The organism is Dysgonomonas sp. ZJ279 (assembly GCF_011039205.1).
Taxonomy (GTDB): Bacteria; Bacteroidota; Bacteroidia; order Bacteroidales; family Dysgonomonadaceae; genus Dysgonomonas.
In genome coordinates, this window is sequence record NZ_JAAKEL010000015.1 from 32,327 (window position 1) to 53,342 (window position 21,016).

Sequence of the window (21,016 nt, forward strand, 5' to 3'; positions counted from 1 at the left end):
TCTTCAAAATAATGCACTTATTTGCCCATGAATAGTTCTTTTCATTTTTTTATGAAAATGACTTCTTGAAGATGGATAAGGGTGTTAAATGCTCCCAGTAATCCAGTTTATGCCAAAGTTTACGCAAGAATTTTTATCATTTATTCTCAAGGTTAAACTATGAGAAGAAGGAGGATATAAGAATATCCCAAGCTAAAAAGATCCATGCATCTATAAGTCCGCAAATGCAATAAAAATGAATAATAATTATTACTTAAACAAAAATCATACCTTTGTTTTAAACTTTAATAATCATATGGAAAGTAAACTAGCAGCTTTTATCTGCACAGTATTCAGTATTTTGCTTTTGGGGGCATGTACTCAATCTGAGCAAACTACAAAACTATTGACACAGGCAGATTCTATTATCTATTCTCATCCGGATAGTGCTAAATATATTTTAGACAAAATTGCGGATAATGAACTGACAGATAAAGAAAAAGCTGACTATTGGCGATTGCGTACAACTTCACATATTTCGAAAGGAAAGTCTACAATCGAAGACTCTACAATAATGGTCTCTTTAGACTATTACAAAAATCACGATATGCAAAGAGAATTAAAAGATACCTATATGCTGGTTCTTAATCATTTATTCTGGAAAGGCGATACAGTAAACTATAAATACTATATGGCAGAGGCATCAAATCTTGCTGAAAATAAGAATGATAGCCTTTTTACATATAAAATACTTCGATCGGTAGCAAATGACTTTTATACAAAGAATGAGTATGAGTTAGCATATAATTATTATAAAAAAGCTGTAGAATACAATGACTCTGTTCCTTCAACATTCTATATGGCAGGCTTAGCTTATTGTCAAATTCATAATAACGATACGATAGATTATTGGATGCAAAAGGCAATCGCTCTTGCTAAGCAACAAAAAGACACTGTAAGTGCTCTACATTATTACCGAAACTATACAGATGTACAAATAATTGTTAAGAACTATGATAAAGCTCTAGCCAACATGAGAGAGATGGAACAGTATAAAGCTAACTCATTTCATAATTTAGTGCCTTATACAACAGCGATGATATTCCTACAACAACACAAATTAGATTCGGCACAATATTATCTGGATAAGACCATTGAGCAACATTCGGGCAACGATAAAGAAAAAAGCTTTCTAGCCACAAAAAAAGGATTGTCTTTTTTTCAGAATCTTATAGATTATGGAAGGGGTGATTCGTTTAATTTTAGCTTAATTGGACAGTATACTGATTCTTTAAGGGCTGCACAAAAATATGAAATGATAAAATTTGAGGAGCAATTGTTGGCTAAGCAAGAGCTATCTGAGCAGAACCAAGCTCTTATTATAAAAAAACAGCGTACTCAACTGCTATTATTAAGCATCCTTTTTATAATATCGATAGTTGCCATTACAACATATATTTATATAAAGAAGAAAAAGGAAAAACTCTCTCAGATGGATGAGAAGATGGAATCTCTCCATCAGTTGTTAGCCGATGTCTCTGACGATCTGAGAAAGAACAGAGAAAATAGCTCATATTTCAAAAAGGTTCTGCTGCAACAGTTAGGGCTTATTCGCCTGACTGCATCTAATCCTACAAATCAGAATCAGGAAATGTTGCAACGTATAGCAAAAATCACGAATGACGAAATTCCTGTCGATTCACTCATTGTATGGGAAGATTTATATACTTTGATTGACTCTCTATATGACAACTTTTATACAAGAATGCAAAAATCTTATGGAGATGTCTTAGCCGAAAAGGAAATTCAATTATGCTGCCTGCTTTGTGCTAATTTTACAACAAAAGAAATAAGCGTCATAACCCAGCAAAGTATCCGGACTATCTATCAGCGAAAAACTACAATACGAGAGAAGCTTGACATGCAACAAGCCGAAGATATTGTAGAATTTATAAGCAAATAACTTATTCTTTTCATCAATATAAAGTTCATGTCGTCAGATATAAACTATTTAACGGAGTCTATCTGTTAAGTGATTGATATGATGGTGTTTGATTCTGCTTGTTGCACCCTCGATTCTATAGTGATATAAATATGATTTAGCCGGTTTTGCTCTTACTTTGAATAAAAAGTAAAACGAGTAAAAATTAAAATTTAACATCATGAAAAGAATTAAGAGATCATTTAAGATTGTATGTTGCTGTCTGGTTTTTAGCCTTACTACACTAACGGCAATATCCCAAAACACAAACGACTTCAAGACAATTGCTGTAGACAAACGAGTAAAAGATTTTCCCGAAGAATATTCTAAAGCAACTCCGATAGATGCTTTTATCTCGATAAGTAATATAACTGCAAATGGAAAAATGAGTATGAAGAGAGCATATAGCTCTTATAGTATTTATCAGTCTTTTTCTAAACAAAGAACTCCGGATCGAGAAATTCCTGAAGAGTTGAAAAATAAAATATTAAACTGGGAAATAAAAGAATGCATCATATATAGAGATTCAACAGCAGCTGTTATTAGCACAATGGATGATGCAAACTCATTTTATTTGATCATATATTTTAGTAAAGAAAATGGAGAATGGTTGCTTGCAAAAGAAGATGGAGTAGGAGAATTTGTTGATGCTCAAAATAAAGCAATAAATCATTTACCTATGCTAGCTTCTTATATTCCGATGATGGAAGTGCTAAAACAAACGCCGAAAGATACAGTCAATTTTACAAAATATATAAAAACACATGGTAAACAGCCTAAAAACTATGTGCTTGAAAAACTAGCCAAACATAAACTTGTAATCTATGGAGAAATGCATAGAAGAACAGCTTCATGGGATTTGCTAAGGCAGATTATCGCTGATCCTAAGTTTGTGGAAACAACAGGAACCATTTTTATGGAATTTGGAGCTTACAATCAAGAAGAATTAGATCGTTTCTATGCACAAGAAGAACTGGATAAATCTATTTTATTAAATATTTTTGGTCGTCAGCAGTTAGCTGGTTGGACAGACAAAGGTCAGTTCGATTTTATAATTGCATTGAGAGAACTCAATAAAAAATTACCCAATAATAAAAAAATAAAAGTGATATTCGCTGATGAGCAACTTGCGTGGCCATCTATAAAAACGGCAGAAGAATTTCAAAGCCAATCAAAGAAAAGTAAAGATAGAAATACGCAGATGGCAGATATTATCCAACAGACAATTCAATCGTCTAAAGACAGTAGAAATTCATTGTTTATTGTTGGATTTGGGCACGGATATAAATCTCATATTCCCGGAACATATTCGACGCCTCCGGGACAAATCCCAGCTTTGTCAGCTGGAGCACAACTAGTAGAACGTTTCTCGGATAATGATATTTTCTCAATTTTTCCTCATTGTCCTAGTGTAGGAAATAAAGGAGAAATGGGAGGACGAATAAGAAATGGCCTGTATGATTATGTCTTTGAGATGAACGGAAATACCCCTATTGCCTTTGATTTGAAAAACAGCCCGTTTGGCAAAGAGCCTTTTGATGGAATGATACCTATGAAATTCGATCCAAGAGCCGGGAGTTATAGTAACAACTATGATGGATACATCTTCTTTGGAAAGCTGGAGGATGAAGAAAACTCAACACCCCTTCTGGAACTGTTTACAGATGATTTTGTAAACGAATTAAAAAGACGGGCAACTATAACGGGTATGGTAAATTTGTATGATGTTCCAATAAAGGATCTCAATAAGGAGCATATAATTAACCTGTTAAAAAAGCACGGAACTGGTAAATTATGGAATTTCGATGAGTAATATTTAAGAGAGAAGTGTAATAGCTATGAATAGCTAAGGAGAGAAAGCGATCTTAACCGGTCGCTTTTGTATTGTCTGGATTTTCCAAGAAGTTTGTTATACCTCCATCTAAGAACAAAGAGGCATACCTATATCATTTGTCTTTAGTTTATTTTTAGATACGCTAGCCTTAGCTCTCTTTATGCACCATCTTATATTGGTAAGCTTCTTGCCCCAAAAAGAAAAACCGCTAGTCATCATTTATGATAACCAGCGGTCTGTTTCTTGTGTTGTTGTCTCACTAGGATTCGAACCTAGACAGGCAGAATCAAAATCTGCAGTGCTGCCATTACACCATGAGACAATCCTATAACCTCGTAAGGCAGTGCAAAAGTATAATGTTTTTATTAATTTCCAAAATTATTGGACAACAATTTTCACTTTACTATCAATAAGAAATAATTCTTCTTGCCTCGTTGCGCTATAATGTATTTACCTGCAATCAGATAAGAGTTGTTTATGATGTCATCGAAATTTTCAATTTTTTCTTTGTTTAGCATCACACCACCGGCTTGTACAGTCTTTCGCATCTCACCTTTCGATGGAAACACTGCTGCACTCTCCGTTAATAGGTCTACAGCTTTGATTCCTGTCGCTAATTCATCTTTAGATATATCGAATGTAGGTACACCCTCGAACACTTGCAGGAAAGTCTCCTCGTCGAGTTTCTTAAGGGCATCGGCAGTCGAGTTGCCGAATAGAATATTCGAGGCATCTACAGCCGCATTATAATCCTCTTCCGAGTGAACCATCACAGTGACCTCTTTAGCCAGACGTTTTTGCAGTGGGCGGAAGTGTGGCGCTGCTTTTTGTTCTTCAACCAAAGCTTCTATTTCGTCTTTGCTGAGAGCCGTAAATATCTTGATGTATTTTTCTGCATCCGCATCGCTAACATTCAGCCAGAATTGGTAGAATTTGTAAGGCGAAGTATATTTGCGATCTAGCCAAACATTGCCCGACTCTGTTTTTCCGAATTTGCCACCATCAGCTTTAGTTATCAATGGGCATACAAGAGCAAAGGCTTCGCCTCCGCTTGTTTTGCGTCTGATAAGTTCGGTTCCGGTGGTGATATTCCCCCATTGATCCGAACCTCCCATTTGGATTCTACAACCCATTGTCTTATATAAATGATAGAAATCGTATGCTTGTAGTAGCTGATAAGAAAACTCAGTAAAAGACATTCCTTCCGAGCCTTCGCCACTCAGTCGCTTCTTTACCGAATCCTTAGACATCATGTAATTCACTGTGATGTGTTTACCTGTATCGCGGATAAAGTCGAGAAAAGAAATACCTTTCATCCAATCATAGTTGTTTACCAACAATGCTGCATTAGGCTTGTCAGACTCGAAATCTAAAAAGTTAGCGAGTTGCTTCTTTATCGAATCCTGATTATGACGTAGTGTCGCCTCGTCCAGTAGATTGCGCTCCTGCGATTTCATCGAAGGGTCTCCGATCATACCGGTAGCTCCGCCGACAAGGGCTATAGGGCGGTGTCCTGCGCGTTGGAAATGCTTCAGCATCATTACACTCACCAGATGGCCGATGTGTAACGAATCGGCAGTGGGGTCTATCCCTACATACCCCGAAGTCAATTCTTTTTGTAGTTGTTCTTCTGTTCCCGGCATGATTTCTTGAATCATACCTCTCCATCTTAGTTCTTCAACAAAATTCATCGAATTAATACTTATGTTATTAGTTAGTTCTTTCTTTATAAGAAGGAAACAAAAGTACGACCTTTTTTGTAAACAAAAAAAGTTATAGCTTAAATGTTAGGAGCGATAAAATGTGAATCGTGATCTTAAAATCGGATGAGGTGTTTTAGAGTAGGTCGGGTATTCAGTATTTGCTGCTGGCTATCTTTTCTATCTGCTGCCCAAATCTAAATACATATTTTGAAAAAATGCCTTCGCTTTCTTCTCTAATGTTTTATCGCCCGATTGTTCGATAATACTATTCTTATCATTGTCATAAACAATGCTACCATCGGTATTTATCATTGAGAATCCATTGACATAAGAATAGAAGGCAAATTTGTTTGCATCAGGATTAAACATGTTTTTGCTGAACTTAAAGTCACTATGGTTTATATTCATCTGCGATAGGAGAGTAGCGGCAATGTCGTTTTGCGAACCGTAATCGAGAACGTCGGCCGGTGCTTTTACGGCTCCTCCGAGCCAGATCATCGGAATGCGAAATCGCTCGGGCGAGTTGTTGTCTACTCCCGAAGGGTACGACTGCATACAGTGGTCGGCAACCAGTACGATAAGCGTATTCTTCCAGAGTTCTGTCGTTTTTAGCTTGTCAACAAAGCTGCCAAGGCAACTGTCTGTATATGCTACTGCATTGATAAATGGCTCGTCGAATCCTTTGGATGGCACATCGAATGGCTCGTGGCTGCTAAGTGTCAGCACGGTCTTCATAAACGGCTCTTTGGGTTGCTTCTCTACAAGGTCGCTGTAAACTCTGTCGATGAGTATTTGGTCGGGAACACCCCATTTAGTGAGACGATCAGATAATGGGAATTCTTCTTCGGATGTTATATCACAAATCATACAACTGCCTACAAAATAAGAGCGCATGTTTGCAAAGTCGGCATCACCACCATAATAGAAAGATAAATTATAGCCACTTTCCTTGAGTGATGCAGGTATTGCCGGAAGCGATTGCGTCTTTTGTGGATATTTCATTATAGCAGTTGTCGGGTGTGCCGGATAACCGCTAAGTATAGATACCAATCCTCTGTCGGTACGGAAGCTGTTGGCGTAAAAGTTTTTGAAAGAGATGCCTTCTTTGGCAAACTTATTCATATTAGGTGCTATGAGCGAATCATTCGCTACGTTTGCTGAAAAGCTCTCGAGGATAAAAAATATAATGTTGGGTTTATCTGTATTTAATAGCTTGATTATACTATCGTTTTTAGGTTGCTTGTTTAATTCGTCAAAAATTCGGATCGCCTCTTGTTTATTAAAGAATTGATATTGGGATGCAAAGTCTTCCGATTTGAAAAATGAGTACATAAGATTGAAATGAGGATTGACTGCGGCGTGATTAAGAAACATATTGTCGCTGAAATATACTTTGCCTACGTTCATAGTAGATACACTTAAGCCACCTCTGATGGGTAGAATTAGCGCTGCCATGAGAACAATCATCACTACGCATGTTTTACCTATCGATTTCGGTATTTTCAGTTTTAGTATTTGTCGTTTGATGATGTAGCTGTATCCTAAATAGATAATTGAAATAAAAATAGCAGAGAGTAATATGCCTGCAAAAATTTCTGTTGCTGAACCACTGCCAATTGCTTCTTCCGGATTTTTGAGATAAAAGAATACAGTAGAATCGAAATGGAATCCCCAATGTGGATAAATAAAAATGTCGGCAATACTAACGATCGTAATAAGGCTTAGTACGAAAGAGAAATATATATTGCAGATCTTGGCTATTGCTTTTGGGTTAAACCATATTGAGAGAATAAGGAATAGAGCCGGTAATACGCTTAGATAGCCACTCATCGACAAGTCGAGCGGAAGTCCATGATAGAGCACCTCTAATATATCATTGGGAGAGAAGGATTCGGACATAGACATACTTGTGTGGGCAAGAATGAAAATTACTTTCCCAATAAGAAATATCAAAATGAAATATAAGAATATACTGACAAATATGAAGATTCTATTTTTCATAGTTAAAGTAGTTCAGCGGATAAAACAGATGTGGTAATCTGCTCTATCTAGTTTATTTCTAGGCTTTTTTCGTTCGATGATGTTTTGGATTACAAAGATAAATGAAAATAAGTGCACATCCTTTATGGATTTCCACCAAAATATTCATCTAAAGAATAAAGAATAAATCTTTAACAAATGTTTAACCTTTCAAACACTTAATATCATGGCTAATATAAATTCAGAAAACAGAGGGGGTAACGGTAAGAGAAACAAAATGACACGGAAACTTTTATCAGTCGATTTTACTCCGATGGTGGATATGAACATGTTGCTAATATGCTTCTTCATGTTTTGTACTACGCTAAGTATGCCGCAAGTGATGGATATTGCAGTGCCTGCAAAAGATACCGAAAATACAGGCGCTACTGAAATACCGCAATCAAGAACACTCACCTTTATACTGGGCGAAGACGATAAAGTATATTACTATGCAGGTATAGCTGATTATGACAATTTTGCTTCTCTCAAAGCTACCGATTACGAAGGTATGCGAAACGTATTGCTGGAGCGCAATGCTGTGTCTATCGCAAAAATACGCGAATTGAAACAAAAACGGTATCAAAAACAGATATCAGATCAAGATTATAAGATAGCGGTCGAGGCAATTAAAAAGTCGGATGAAAGTATTATTGCTGTTATAAAACCGACAAACGATTCTTCTTTCAGAAATCTGGTAGATGCTCTGGACGAAATGCAGATTTGCGGAGTAGGAGTGTATGCGCTTGTCGACATGGCTGAGGGTGATAACTATCTAGTAGAAAATTATAAGACTCAAGGTACATTGACTGCTCAAAACAAATAACCCTTAATAGACACCTATATATAATGAGGATGCTTGCTACAATCAAAGTAGCAAGCTTTCTTGTATCGGTAAAATTTTATTTATAACTTGTCGCGAGGTTTCTCTTAAGTTCGTCTGATACATTTTTGACATTCGTTTTGTCTCCTCAGATCTAGGTGCTGTCAGCGGATGCGGGAACTCTTTACTATTTTATGTTACCTTAAGTTGTCCATTTTTAAACAGAATCTTATATGAAAAAACTATCATTATTATTTCTATTCATCTTCTCCTTATCAAACACATACTCTCAGAATCAGAAAAATTATTATGAACTATTCAGACCGCAACAAGAGGCGATAGGTCAGGCATTTTCGGATAATAATTTTGATAAGGCCGAAAAATTAATTATTAAATCAATAAAAGACTTCACGAATAATGTGCCTGACGGAGAAAAGCAATATTACAAAGGTATACCATCAGGGAATTACTATGATCTGGCATGTATTTATTCATTAAAGAAAAAGAAAAAAGAAGCGTTAGAGAATCTCGAAAAAGCTGTAATAGATTGGGATTATAAAAATTATAAACATGTAATGCAGGACACAGATCTTGACTTTATTCGTAAAGATAAGAAATTTAACGATTTGTTTGAGAAAATGAGATTGAAAGGGGATTATATCCTGATGCTTCAGCAAAGCGGGAATTATATATCCGAGGATAAAAGTAATCGTCTGGATTTTGAATATGAAGATACCAATAATGGCAGAATTAAATCTGTTAAAACTTACCTCAAACTTGATTCGATAGCAGGAACAGGAGACGAAATGTCGAAGATTATAAATATTATGACATGGCTGCACAACACTGTCAGACATGATGGAAACCATTGGCCATTGTGCGAAACAGATGCAATAGATATTTATAACTATAATAAAGCCACGGGCAAGGGTGTAAATTGCAGGGCATTAGCTATTATGCTCAACGAATGTTATCTTTCGATGGGATTTAAATCGAGGTTTATAACTTGTTTGCCAAAAGATAAAAATGATAATGATTGCCATGTAATAAACGTTGTATGGTCTAAGACATATAATAAATGGATATGGATGGACCCGACTTTTAATGCATATGTGATGGATGATAAAGGTAATTATCTGAGTATCGAAGAGGTTCGTGAAAGGCTGATAAAGAATCTCCCGGTAGTCATCAATGAGGATGCAAATTGGAATAACGAGAATAAACAAACAAAAGAAATGTACCTCGACAGTTATATGGCAAAAAATCTTTATTGGTTACAATGTCCGGCTCAAAGTTTTTTCAATATAGAAACAACATATCGTAACAGTACAGCAAAATATGTTTCTCTTCTTACTCCAGATTATTCAATTAATGAGCGGGAGAGGGATTTTATAACTAATGATCATGAATATTTTTGGCAAGCTCCTAAATTAGATTAATGATGAATAAAATAGCACTATTAATTTTTGTATTTATTTTCAGTTTGTGGTTATATCCGGCATCTAATCAAAAAAAAGATAAAGTCGAAAATACCTTTACAAACCCTTTGCGCAAAGGAGCCGATCCATTTATAGTAAAGCATAATGGAAAATACTATACGATCTTTAATAAAGGCGGTGGATTTGCAGTAACAGAATCTCGTTTCCTCACAAAGTTTGAGAAAGAAGAAGTTGTATGGATGCCTCCTCAAAACGCGTGGAACAGCTATAATCTTTGGGCACCCGAAATACATCCCATCGATGGTAAATGGTATATCTATTATGCCGGTTCTGTACATAAAGGAACGCCATTTTATGCACAACGTGCCGGAGTTTTGGAAGCAGATAATCCCTTTGGACCATACACCGATAGAGGAATGTTTTATACGGGAGATGACCCCGAAACTAAAAAAGATAACTGCTGGTCTATCGACATGACTGTCCTTCAGCACAAAGGGAAGAATTACGCTATTTGGTCGGGATGGGATGCCTTGCACGATCATCACGACGTAGATCAATACCTTTACATCGCAGAACTGGTTAATCCGTGGACACTGGGGAAACGTGTACTTTTATCGAAGCCCGAACTGGAATGGGAAAAAGGAGATCAGATTATTTTGCAGGAAGGTCCACAGGTGCTTCAACATAACGATGATGTCTTCATCCTTTATTCAACCCGTGGTTCTTGGAGCGAACATTACAAGTTGGGGCAGCTTCGCTTGAAATCTTCCGGCAGCAACCCGCTTGATCCCAATTCGTGGATTAAATCTCCGAAGCCTGTTTTTCAGGGAAATCCTGCCGTTTATGGTGTCGGACATGCCAGTATGACCACATCCCCCGATAATAAAGAATATTGGATATATTACCATTCCAAACTCAATCTGGAAGGTGGATGGAATAACCGTCATGTCTATTTGCAGAAATTTACTTTTAATGCCGATGGTAATCCGCTATTTGGAGAAGCTAAAGGCGGAGGGGAAATGATACGCCCTTCGGGAGAAGTTGAAATTGAAAAACAAGACAGAAAAACCAAGAAATAAGATATACAAATAAATAAGGCTTGCTACATCAAAGTAACAAGCCTTATTTTATTTAATGAGCTTAGTCTATTTCACTTTTTTAGAAGTATTGGATTCATCTTCGACCAGTGCGAAATCCAGTTGCTTGCGTTCCAGATTGGTCCTTGCTACTTTTACTTTAATAGCGTCACCTAATTGATACTTACGTTTGTTGCGACGGCCACGCAGGCAGTAGTTCTTTTCGTCAAATTCGTAGAAATCATCATCCAGATCACGGATAGGAACCATACCTTCGCATTTGTTCTCGTTGATTTCGGCATACAATCCCCACTCGGTAATTCCCGATATAACAGCATCGAATACCTGCCCAAGCTTGTCGGACATAAATTCAACTTGTTTATATTTGATAGATGCTCTTTCGGCGTTAGCGGCTAATTGTTCCATATCGGAACTATGCTTACACTTATCTTCATAAAGCTGTTTGCTCACACTCTTGCCTCCATGCAGATACTCGGTCAACAAGCGGTGTACCATCATATCCGGATAACGGCGTATGGGCGATGTGAAGTGAGTATAATAGTCGAACGCTAAACCATAGTGACCAATGTTTACGGTCGAATAAATCGCTTTAGCCATTGCACGAATCGCAATCGTCGATATCAGATTTTCTTCCGGTTTTCCTGTAACTTGTTCCAGTAGATGATTTATCGATTTCGACACGGCCATCTTGTCTCCGGTTGTTTGTATCTTATAACCGAATCGGCGGATAAACTCCGAAAGGTTTTCCATTTTCTCATTGTTCGGCCAGTCGTGAATACGATATACAAACGTTTTAGCATGTTTGCCTTCGGGAACTTTCCCTACAAATTCAGCAACCGTGCGGTTTGCCAAAAGCATGAATTCTTCGATAAGCTTATTCGAGTCTTTTGCGTATTTGAAATAAACGCTGATTGGTTTGCCTTTTTCGTCTATTTCGAATCGTACCTCATGGCGGTCGAAAGCGATGGCACCGTCAGAAAAACGTTTCCCTCTTAGTTTTTTAGCCAATTGATCAAGCTTAAGAATCTCTTCTTTGAAATCGCCTTCGGCACCTTCTATTATGTCTTGGGCTTCTTCGTATGTGAATCGTCTGTCCGAATTGATGACTGTGCGTGTAATGCGGTGATTCTTTATGTCGGCATTCTCATCCATTTCGAATATGGCTGCGTAGCAAAGCTTTTCTTCATTTGGTCTTAACGAACATAATCCATTGCTCAAATGTTCGGGTAGCATCGGCACGGTTCTGTCTACAAGGTAGATCGAGGTTGCTCTTTCTTCACCTTCTTTGTCTATGATATCACCTTCTCTTACGTAATGTGTTACGTCGGCAATATGCACTCCTACCTCCCAATTGCCATTAGACAATTTTTTGATAGATAATGCATCATCAAAGTCTTTAGCATCACGAGGGTCTATCGTAAATGTAGTAGTCTGTCTGAAATCTTCGCGGCGGGCTATTTCTTCTTCTGTTATTACGTCCGAAATCTGATTTGCAGCTTCTTCTACTGCTTTTGGATATTTATATGGTAGACCAAATTCGGCTAGGATAGCATTCATTTCGGTATTGTTATCTCCCGGTTTTCCCAGAATATCAATAACCTTTCCTATCGGGTTCTTTGCTTTTTGAGGCCACTCTACTATTTCTACAATAGCCTTGTCTCCATCCTGCCCATTTTGCAGATTTTCTTTTGGTATGAATATATCATTAGCTAGTATCTTGCTGTCCATTACCAAGAATGCAAACTGTTTTTGTACATCGAGTGTACCTACAAATCTGTTTTGCTTGCGTTCTAGTATATCTATAACTTCACCCTCGGGGTCGCGCCCTCTGGCTTGTGCTAATACTTGAATGCGTACACGATCTCCATTCATGGCATGCATAGAATTGCGTTCGGCCACAAATATATTAGGATTGCCATCTTCGGGCACGAAGAAATTCTTCCCGTTGCTTCTCCTTTCGAAAGAGCCTTCGAGTAGTATACCTCTGTTGTTCGATTTATATTTGCCCTGACTGGTTTCTACAATGAAAGCATCTTCGATCAGGCTATGCATTATGTTTTGCACTATTTGTCTTTCGGCAGATCTCGTGAAACCGAGTTTTTCATTTACTTGTTTGGGGCTAAATGAGTCCCCTGAATTTTTGTTGAAAAAATTGATGACAGCATTTGCTATATCTGATTTGCTTTTTCTTTTATCTGTTTTATGTGGAATTCTTTTTTTTGCCATAATATAGATTCTTTTCTATTTGAAAGTTTTAATGAATTGGAATGAATTTCTGTATATTCCAATTCTATGTTAGGTCAAATGTACGAAAAAAAGATGTTTTTAACATAATTGACCGGCTTAATAATTTTTAATATTGGGTTATGAGTGTTGGTATTCGATTGTATATTGTAATCCTCTTGTCATAGAACCTTTGTTGATATTACACCTTTAACCAAGTATAGGCGCTTGATCTGAGCCTTCTTGATTATAGCATCGTCGTACGACTCTGTGTTTTTGGGAATCAGGCGTAATATTGAATTGTCATTTTCAGCAGTCCTTATATACTTGATGGTACTGTATGCATCTGTTACAATGAGATACATCTCGCCGGGAAGTATAGATTCTATATTGATTTCTTTTAGCGTGACAATCGCTCCGGAGGGTATCTCCGGTGCCATTGAATCTCCGACAAAAAGAGTAGCGAAGTCACAATTCATCAAGCTTGGGACTTCTATATAATATGAAGGTTCGTTTTTTTTGCCATCAGCTATCGGCTCTATGTCAGTATATACAGAGTCATAGAACGGTATTTTTTTGTAGGACGACGAATGTGTGTCTTTTTCGTTGTTTTCAATATACATGGATCCCTCGCCTGTGAGTAACCATGATTTACTTATGTTGCAATATTTTGTTGCAATAGCGTCGGCTAAATCTTTACTGATCGAATTTTTACCCTTTTTTATTCTGTATAGGTTTTCAGATCTTTTTAAGCCAATGCTTGAGGCGAAAGCATTGGTTGTTAAACCTGTAGATATAATAACTTCATTTAGTCTATTCCAGCTATCCATGTAATTTTAATATTTTTTTAAAAAAAAATAAAAGAAACATTTTTATTTACAATTAATGATTGTATATTTGCGAATATTATACAATGTAATATTGCATTTTAATGTTTCAGTTTTGTTTTATAACGAGTGTTAGGTATAATAAATAGTCTTTACAGGCTAAGCATATTCGTTTTTTTACGATTTGATAATGCAGCTATATAAATTCAAAAATTAAAACCCTTATCTCTTAAATGCTACAATAATGAAAATCGGAAAACGCAACAAAAAGTAAAGCCTGTAATGACATATTCAGTCTCACATTGTTTTTTTTAAGAGTCGCAAATTCGTTGAATTGACGATTTTCTGGTAAACAAAAACAAATGCTCAAAGAGCGATGGAGGCCAGAATTATGTCTGAGCTACACAAGTGAATGCGGTGGGAAATCCATCTCATTTTCAGAATATTGATGCGTGCATTTTTAATACATATTCATTTAACTAAAAACTAAAATCTAGCAAAGGTATGAATTCTTATTGTTAAAACTATATTATCTATACTCCTATAAATTTAATATAATAGCCTATATAACACTTTTAAATATGAAACGTTTTTTTTATTAACTATTTTTTTATTATGAAGAAAATTAAATTTTACATTCCTGCACTAGCTCTTGTTGCAGGATTATCATTGACAACCTTATCATGCGTTGATGACACGGAGTCGTCTACCGTAACAGCTTTGCGCGGTGCCCGGGCTGAACAGCTAAAAGCAGAAGCAGCGTTGAAAAATGCTCAGGCAGAAGCTACAAAAATTACATCAGAAGCTGATGCAGCATTAACTTTAGCCGAAGCTAAGTACAAAGAGGCTGTAGCTAAGGGTGAAGAAATACAGTTGGCTAAGACTCAGGCTGAGGTTGACTTGGCTGTAGCGCAAGCTAAGGGAGATTTGCAAAAATTGCAAATTAGTCTGCAAACAGAATTGTTGGCTCTGCAACAAGCTTTAGACATGGCAAAAAACGGTGATCCTGTATTGGAGGATGCTATCGACAAGTACAAAAGTCTGATTGGAAAAGTAAACGACCTGAAGATTAATATTGAAATGGCAAAAGTAGATATTGTAGGTGCTAAGGGTGTTCTTGCTGCATTAGAGGTTAAAGCACCGAACGCTTTGGAATCTCAAATATTATTTATCAAACATAATATTGCAGATTTAGAAGTAGATATTGCAAAAGATACAAAAGAACTTGCATATTGGAATAATCTTGTTGTATCGAATGATGTAAAAGCATTGAAAGCGGAAATGACCAGGCTGAAAACAGCTGAAGATAAGATCAACTTTACAGAACTGCCTCCTCTTGAAAAAGCTGAAGATGCAGCGGTTACAAGCTACAATAATGCAGTGGACTTGCTGAGAAAATTCCGCGATAATGGTGCTATGAAATATACGAGTGGCTGGAATAATGAGCTGGATATGATGGGTGCTGTTTATTATTCTATTGCAGAATTGGATATTGAAATCAGAAATATTGAGGTTGAACTTAAAAATGCCGAAGTAATAAAAACTAAGGCTGAGGCTGATTTTGCTGCTGCTAACGCTAAAATCGACGGACTACATGCCGCCCTGAAAGCTGCTACAGCTAAAACTGTTGCTGCTCAAACAACTTATAACAATGCTTTAGATGCACAAGCTAATTTGCCGGCTAATGCTACTCCTGCACAAGTTACTGCTGCGCAACAAGCTGTTACTGCTGCCGGTGTAGCTCTTGCTGCTGCTCAAACAGCTGAAAGTGATGCGGATATTGCTTATGGCGATCAGCATACAATTGTAATTACGAATCAAAATACAATTACTGCTCAAGCAAATATTGTAGCATCGTACAATGCTGATCTGGCAGCAATGAAAGAAGTGAAAGCACTTTATAAAGACGACAAAACTCCAGCAACATTAGAAGCTTCTGTGAAAACAACTTTAGCCGCTAAAACAAAAGCTGTAAAGGCTGCAGACGATAAGAGAACTGAAGCTCAAGTATTGAGCGATAGCTACGATTCGTTGGAGGGTCTTACGTTGAATGGTGCTCAATTACTGTCTGAATACAAGCCTGCCAAGATAAAAGCGTTGGAATTGAGTATTGCTGATAATAAAGATGCTGTGGCTGGTATGAATGTATATATTGCAGAATCTAAAGCTAGCAATACAAATGCTGTTCAAAACCAAAAAGCAATTATTGCTAATTTAGAAAAACAACTTGCACAAGACGAAGCTGACCTGAAGGTACAAGAAAAATTACTTGAAGCAGCTAAGAAAGTTGTAGACGATAAGTTGAAATAAGAAGGTTAATCTATCCAAATAGAGTTCCGGAGGTAAGATAGTCTTGCCTCTGTCTCTATCGGGATTAAAACAGTAGCTAAGAATGAAAAAAATAATATGTTTAGTAATGCTCCTGTCTTTTGCCTTTATGGTTTCGGCACAAGGTAACGATTTTGAACCCCTTAAGAAAGGAGACCTGATGGTCTCTCTCAATTTGGGAGTAGGATCGTATATCGGAAAGTCGGCGCCGGAACCCAATTTGTCGGAATATACGCTGTCGGCTCCCATGTCTTCATGGTTCGACAATAAAATGATACTCAGTGTTGAGGGTCGTTGGTTTTTGACTGATAAATGGGCTTTAAAGCTTACAGGAGGATTTGATAATAGCCACAATCCCGGTTATACCGAAGTTACGGGAACAGGTGATGAGTTGGGAGATGTCCCCACATACAATGCTGTGCCAAGTAGCAATAGCATGCAGTTTTATATTGGTGCAGGCGCCGATCGTTATTTCAAAACACGTTACGATCAACTCTATCTGCGTGTAGGAGGAGAGTTCGGGTTTGCTTACGGAAGAATGAAAGCTAATGGTTCTGATAGCGAAAAATATATGGGTGCATCGGTAGGAGAGGCGTACTCGTGGAAGGTGGCTCCCGTGGTAGGTGCAGACTATTTCTTCTCGAACGCTTTATTTGTTGGCTTCGATGTGCGTCCTATATCCTATCAATATTCAGTGTATAATATACGCCCTCAAGCAGGATTGGGTTTGTTGTCATCCGACAATCATAATATATCAGTAATCGCACAGCCAATGCTTAAGCTGGGAATACGATTCTGATTTATAAAATCGGGTGGCTTTCACTAGTTGTTTAAAATTTTAATTCGCAAGAGACTGTTTCTTATTTAAGGAACAGTCTCTTGTTTTTTATTCTCCAAGGCATAGTAAAATAATATGTTGCCGATATTATTTTTTTACTATCTCGATCACAATTATTTGCTATTTTTATGTTTCTTGTCCTTTCGGTAATATAGACATATCTAATAATTTGTGTAATTTTGCATCCGCTATCGTTTCCCTTTTAGATGCTTATCTATTTATAATGGAGAAAGTAGTGTCAGGGTGTTACTTTGTCACCTTGTTGGTATCAGCTGATAGGCAGCTTGTTCAAAATTTATAATTCATAATTGCTACATGGCTTGTATATTACATATAGAAACAGCAACGGAAGTTTGCTCGGTTGCCGTATCGAAAGACGGTGAGTTGATTTTTCAACGAGAAGAAACCAAAGGGCCTTCTCACGCTGTGTTGCTTGGCACATTTGTCGATGAGGCCACGAAAGAGCTTCGATCTAAAGGATTAAAACTTGATGCGGTTGCAGTCAGTTGCGGACCCGGTTCGTATACAGGTTTGCGTATTGGCGTATCCGAAGCAAAAGGCTTATGCTATGGTTTGAATATTCCGATGATTGCCATCGGTACACTAAAGCTTATGGCATCGGCTGTGGCAAAAAAAGGTTTGGTTGATCCGGCTATATTGCTTTGTCCGATGATTGACGCCCGTCGTATGGAAGTGTATGATGCACTATTCGATTCGCAACTTACACTTGTTCGTGATGTTAAGGCTGATATTATTGATGAGACTTCGTTCATAGAGATATTGAAAGATCAGAAAATAGCATTCTTTGGCAATGGGTCTGCCAAGTGTAAAGATGCACTTCAATCACCAAATGCAATTTTTGTCGAAAATGTTTACCCTTCGGCTATTGATATGGTTGACTTGGCGGAAGATGTTTTCGCTAAAAAAGAGTTTGTCGATTCTGCTTATTTCGAGCCATTTTACTTGAAAGAATTTGTTGCTACAATAGCTAAGAATAAAGTATTGCCGCCTCATCAGAATGTAAAATAATTCTTATTGATCCGTAGTGTATTGGTACTTGTGTAAATAGAGGTTGCTTATTACAAATTGTTATTAACTACTTTACGACACATAAATTTTTCTTATAAAAACATATAATTAATGAAGAGACTGGTATTTATCATATTAATATTTTATTCAATATTTTCATACTCTCAGATGGATTTACAAACTTATAAAGCCAAAAAAGATAGTATCAGTCAGTCGAATATTGGAAAACAATACCCTCAATTCTCTACTGTAACATTAGGAGGCAATAGAATCACAGAGCAAATTTTGTTTGAAAAAGTGACTGTTGTTAATTTTTGGTTTCAAAGTTGTGCTCCTTGTATTGCCGAGTTTGAGGCTCTTAGTGCATTATATTATAAATATAAAGATAATCCTAAGTTCCAATTTGTATCGTTCACTTTTGATTCCCCCGAAGAAGCTAGGATTAGTATTCAAAAATATCAAATACCCTATGTTGTTTGTTCTATTTCAAAAGAAGAATGTTATCGCTTAAACTTATCTTCAGGATTTCCAACTAATCTAGTTCTTGACAAAGAAGGTAAAGTGATTTATTTCAAGACTGGAGGCAATATTTATCAATCCGAGGTAGAAAAGGATATTGCACTAATGGAACAAAAAATAATAGAATTGTTGAATCTATAAATTAATAGTTCGAGTGTCTCTTCATTATCATTAAGTTAATCGTGTTTGATTGGCTACCCTATTTATGATTTGTAGGTGCTTAGGTACATTACTGTCATCTCGAAATGCAATGAGGGATGTCGGTTTCCTCCATTTTGTAATAGGAAATTCGTTATTGTCAATTTATAATGATAGGTTTAATCGGATGTCATTTCTTTCCTTATATCTAACTTTCCTTAAATTATATACATTTCTTTATCTGTTGAACTAATAGTAGATTAGAAAGTCTATTTTTTATTCATTTCTTCAAAAAAAAGCTGCTGAAAATTTGCTTGTTACGAAACTTGATGTATATTTACGAAAAAATAGTAGTTTTACGTTTTTAAAATAGACAACATGGAAAAGTTAACTCATCAGGAAGAAATAATTATGCAGCACATTTGGCAATTGCAAGAATGTGTGGTGAAAGATATAGTAAATGCAATGGATGAACCCAAGTCGCCTTATACGACAGTGGCCTCTGTAGTTCGGAATCTTGAGCAGAAAGGTTATCTCAATTCGAAGAAGTATGGAAACGTATATGTATATAGCCCCCAGATAATAGAAGATGATTACAAAAAATACTTCATGTCGAATGTTGTGAAGAGTTATTTCGAAGACTCGTATAAGGAACTCGTTTCCTTCTTTGTGAAAGAAGAGAAGATATCCCCAGAAGAATTGGCTGAGATTATACAAATGATAGAAAAAGGTAAGAAATGCTGATCGTCTAAATTTTACAGTTATGGAAAATGCTATAATAATTTATCTGATTAAAGTTACAATATCGTTGGTTATCTTTTATGGACTATATATGGTCTGTCTGAAGAAAGATACATTCCTGAGGATAAGAAGAATATATTTTTTATTTGCTATATTTTTCTCCTTGCTTTATCCTGCTGTTAGTTTCGAAGTAGCAGCGGCGGAAAAAACTCAAATTCCTGCTTTTTGGTTGTCTGAAATAGAAGGTGGCGTAATGCCTGTCGAAAAAAACACAAGCGTATCAGTGCAGAGCTGGATATTTATCGGGCTCTCGTTTATAGCCTTGATTATGCTGCTGAAGTTCGTTTTTCAAATGAGTAGTATTATAAGACTAAAAATTGTGAATGAATCGGAAGAATCGGACGGGTGTTGCATTATAAAATTGTCGGGAAAGAAGGTTTCTCCATTCTCATTTTTCAATTGGATATTTGTTGGTGCTAATGTCTGTAATGCAGAAGCAGTAGAAATAATTGCTCACGAACGTGTGCATGTCAGACAATGGCATTCAGTCGATGTCGTGTTGGCTCAATTGCTCTGTGCTTGCTTTTGGTGGAATCCAATTGTGTGGCTGTTGAGGAGAGAGATGAAAGTCAATCTCGAATATCTTGCCGATAAAGGCGTGTTGGACGAGGGCTTTAATACTACGGCCTATCAATACGTACTTCTGCAGGTTTCAAATGAAAATACCGGTATTTCTATAATTAATAATTTTAATGTATCACAACTTAAAAAACGTATTGCCATGATGAATAAAGAAAAAACTTCTGTTTTCAAGTCAGCAAAATACTTGTTGGCTATACCACTTGGAGCAGTACTGCTGCTCGGTAATGCCGTACAGGCATCACCCGAATTGGTAACCTCTCCGTTGGAAGAAATGTTGACTCCGCAAAGCAATAATGAGCAATTGCTTGAAGAAAAGGTAGGTGTTGATCAAGCTCCACAGAAAAAAACGACTGAACCATTTAAAATTGGAGAGAAAAAAGGAGATACATATGTAACAGTAGAACAAATGCCTACCTTTCCTGGTGGTGAACTTGAAATGCATAAGTTTATAGGGGAAAATCTTAACTACCCTGCTGATGCTGTTGAGGCGAAAATACAAGGGCGGGTAACTCTCCGTTTTATCGTTAAAAGTACAGGGGAGGTTACGGATGTGTCGATAATAAGAGGTGTGCATCCTAGCTGTGACAATGAAGCTCTGCGTGTCGTGAAGTCGATGCCGAATTGGAATCCCGGGAAGCAAAACGGGAAGGCAGTAGATGTTTATTTTACATTGCCTATCTTATATAAATTGAAAAAGGATGATAACGTGACACCGTAAAATAAACATCTACTGATCAGATTGTTTTGGTGTGTGACAAATGAAAGAGCCGTGTAAGTATAATAATGCAAATAGGCTAATGTGGAAAAAGGTGGATATTGAATTCACCTTTTTTTTATTAATCTGATATTGTTATAT

Annotated in this window: 15 protein-coding genes; 11 read left to right on the forward strand and 4 right to left on the reverse strand. The window is 36.8% G+C overall.

What is annotated here, in order from left to right:
• Positions 1-295 precede the first annotated feature (295 nt).
• Complete coding sequence (locus tag G7Y57_RS13245; protein WP_165024900.1) at positions 296-1,942, forward strand: tetratricopeptide repeat protein; 1,647 nt, start codon at positions 296-298, stop codon at positions 1,940-1,942.
• 199 nt (positions 1,943-2,141) lie between these two features.
• Positions 2,142-3,773: an erythromycin esterase family protein gene (locus tag G7Y57_RS13250; RefSeq protein ID WP_165024903.1), complete on the forward strand. Its 1,632-nt coding sequence runs from the start codon at positions 2,142-2,144 to the stop codon at positions 3,771-3,773.
• A 416-nt stretch (positions 3,774-4,189) separates the two neighbouring features.
• Here G7Y57_RS13250 and tyrS read toward each other — a convergent pair whose 3' ends face one another.
• Both tyrS and G7Y57_RS13260 read right to left on the reverse strand, forming a co-directional pair.
• A complete protein-coding gene (gene tyrS / locus G7Y57_RS13255) occupies positions 4,190-5,485 on the reverse strand; it encodes a tyrosine--tRNA ligase (RefSeq protein WP_165024906.1) in 1,296 nt (431 codons plus the stop codon).
• A gap of 189 nt (positions 5,486-5,674) precedes the next feature.
• Positions 5,675-7,396: an LTA synthase family protein gene (locus G7Y57_RS13260; protein ID WP_255491451.1), complete on the reverse strand. Its 1,722-nt coding sequence runs from the start codon at positions 7,394-7,396 to the stop codon at positions 5,675-5,677.
• A gap of 307 nt (positions 7,397-7,703) precedes the next feature.
• Here G7Y57_RS13260 and G7Y57_RS13265 point away from each other — a divergent pair, with 307 nt between their 5' ends.
• The 3 genes from G7Y57_RS13265 (at position 7,704) to G7Y57_RS13275 (ending at position 10,857) form a co-directional block, all read left to right on the forward strand.
• Complete coding sequence (locus G7Y57_RS13265) at positions 7,704-8,342, forward strand: ExbD/TolR family protein (protein ID WP_165024911.1); 639 nt, start codon at positions 7,704-7,706, stop codon at positions 8,340-8,342.
• A gap of 230 nt (positions 8,343-8,572) precedes the next feature.
• Positions 8,573-9,778 (forward strand): TPR end-of-group domain-containing protein, encoded by a 1,206-nt coding sequence (locus G7Y57_RS13270; protein WP_165024914.1) that lies wholly within the window; start codon positions 8,573-8,575, stop codon positions 9,776-9,778.
• The gene (locus G7Y57_RS13275) at positions 9,778-10,857 is read left to right on the forward strand and encodes a family 43 glycosylhydrolase (RefSeq protein ID WP_165024917.1); all 1,080 of its coding nucleotides are present in this window, start codon (positions 9,778-9,780) and stop codon (positions 10,855-10,857) included. Before G7Y57_RS13270 ends, G7Y57_RS13275 begins: the two co-directional genes overlap by 1 nt.
• A gap of 66 nt (positions 10,858-10,923) precedes the next feature.
• Here G7Y57_RS13275 and rnr read toward each other — a convergent pair whose 3' ends face one another.
• Together rnr and G7Y57_RS13285 are read right to left on the reverse strand one after the other, a co-directional pair.
• The gene (rnr, locus tag G7Y57_RS13280) at positions 10,924-13,101 is read right to left on the reverse strand and encodes a ribonuclease R (protein WP_165024920.1); all 2,178 of its coding nucleotides are present in this window, start codon (positions 13,099-13,101) and stop codon (positions 10,924-10,926) included.
• 179 nt (positions 13,102-13,280) lie between these two features.
• On the reverse strand, positions 13,281-13,928 hold the full coding sequence (locus G7Y57_RS13285; protein WP_165024923.1) for a S24 family peptidase: 648 nt from the start codon (positions 13,926-13,928) through the stop codon (positions 13,281-13,283).
• Positions 13,929-14,540: 612 nt separating this feature from the next.
• Here G7Y57_RS13285 and G7Y57_RS13290 point away from each other — a divergent pair.
• The 6 genes from G7Y57_RS13290 to G7Y57_RS13315 all read left to right on the forward strand — a co-directional run bounded on the left by G7Y57_RS13290 (position 14,541) and on the right by G7Y57_RS13315 (position 20,878).
• Positions 14,541-16,235 (forward strand): hypothetical protein, encoded by a 1,695-nt coding sequence (locus G7Y57_RS13290; protein ID WP_165024926.1) that lies wholly within the window; start codon positions 14,541-14,543, stop codon positions 16,233-16,235.
• An 82-nt stretch (positions 16,236-16,317) separates the two neighbouring features.
• Positions 16,318-17,052, forward strand: coding sequence for a BT1926 family outer membrane beta-barrel protein (locus tag G7Y57_RS13295; RefSeq protein ID WP_165024928.1), 735 nt, complete (start codon positions 16,318-16,320; stop codon positions 17,050-17,052).
• A gap of 354 nt (positions 17,053-17,406) precedes the next feature.
• Positions 17,407-18,120, forward strand: a complete 714-nt coding sequence (gene tsaB, locus G7Y57_RS13300) for a tRNA (adenosine(37)-N6)-threonylcarbamoyltransferase complex dimerization subunit type 1 TsaB (protein WP_165024931.1) — start codon at positions 17,407-17,409, stop codon at positions 18,118-18,120.
• Positions 18,121-18,288: 168 nt separating this feature from the next.
• A complete protein-coding gene (locus G7Y57_RS13305) occupies positions 18,289-18,780 on the forward strand; it encodes a TlpA family protein disulfide reductase (RefSeq protein ID WP_165024934.1) in 492 nt (163 codons plus the stop codon).
• Positions 18,781-19,155: 375 nt separating this feature from the next.
• Complete coding sequence (locus G7Y57_RS13310) at positions 19,156-19,521, forward strand: BlaI/MecI/CopY family transcriptional regulator (RefSeq protein WP_165024937.1); 366 nt, start codon at positions 19,156-19,158, stop codon at positions 19,519-19,521.
• Between the two features lie 19 nt (positions 19,522-19,540).
• The gene (locus G7Y57_RS13315) at positions 19,541-20,878 is read left to right on the forward strand and encodes a M56 family metallopeptidase (RefSeq protein WP_165024940.1); all 1,338 of its coding nucleotides are present in this window, start codon (positions 19,541-19,543) and stop codon (positions 20,876-20,878) included.
• The last annotated feature ends 138 nt before the right edge of the window (positions 20,879-21,016 follow it).

Coding starts and splice junctions, on each gene's coding strand:
- G7Y57_RS13275 (WP_165024917.1), top strand. CDS start 9,778: ATGATGAATAAAATAGCACTATTAATTTTTGTATTTATTTTCAGTTTG.
- G7Y57_RS13305 (WP_165024934.1), top strand. CDS start 18,289: ATGGATTTACAAACTTATAAAGCCAAAAAAGATAGTATCAGTCAGTCG.
- tyrS (WP_165024906.1), bottom strand. CDS start 5,485: ATGAATTTTGTTGAAGAACTAAGATGGAGAGGTATGATTCAAGAAATC.
- G7Y57_RS13285 (WP_165024923.1), bottom strand. CDS start 13,928: ATGGATAGCTGGAATAGACTAAATGAAGTTATTATATCTACAGGTTTA.
- G7Y57_RS13310 (WP_165024937.1), top strand. CDS start 19,156: ATGGAAAAGTTAACTCATCAGGAAGAAATAATTATGCAGCACATTTGG.
- G7Y57_RS13295 (WP_165024928.1), top strand. CDS start 16,318: ATGAAAAAAATAATATGTTTAGTAATGCTCCTGTCTTTTGCCTTTATG.
- G7Y57_RS13245 (WP_165024900.1), top strand. CDS start 296: ATGGAAAGTAAACTAGCAGCTTTTATCTGCACAGTATTCAGTATTTTG.
- G7Y57_RS13315 (WP_165024940.1), top strand. CDS start 19,541: ATGGAAAATGCTATAATAATTTATCTGATTAAAGTTACAATATCGTTG.
- G7Y57_RS13290 (WP_165024926.1), top strand. CDS start 14,541: ATGAAGAAAATTAAATTTTACATTCCTGCACTAGCTCTTGTTGCAGGA.
- G7Y57_RS13260 (WP_255491451.1), bottom strand. CDS start 7,396: ATGTCCGAATCCTTCTCTCCCAATGATATATTAGAGGTGCTCTATCAT.
- G7Y57_RS13250 (WP_165024903.1), top strand. CDS start 2,142: ATGAAAAGAATTAAGAGATCATTTAAGATTGTATGTTGCTGTCTGGTT.
- G7Y57_RS13270 (WP_165024914.1), top strand. CDS start 8,573: ATGAAAAAACTATCATTATTATTTCTATTCATCTTCTCCTTATCAAAC.
- rnr (WP_165024920.1), bottom strand. CDS start 13,101: ATGGCAAAAAAAAGAATTCCACATAAAACAGATAAAAGAAAAAGCAAA.
- tsaB (WP_165024931.1), top strand. CDS start 17,407: ATGGCTTGTATATTACATATAGAAACAGCAACGGAAGTTTGCTCGGTT.
- G7Y57_RS13265 (WP_165024911.1), top strand. CDS start 7,704: ATGGCTAATATAAATTCAGAAAACAGAGGGGGTAACGGTAAGAGAAAC.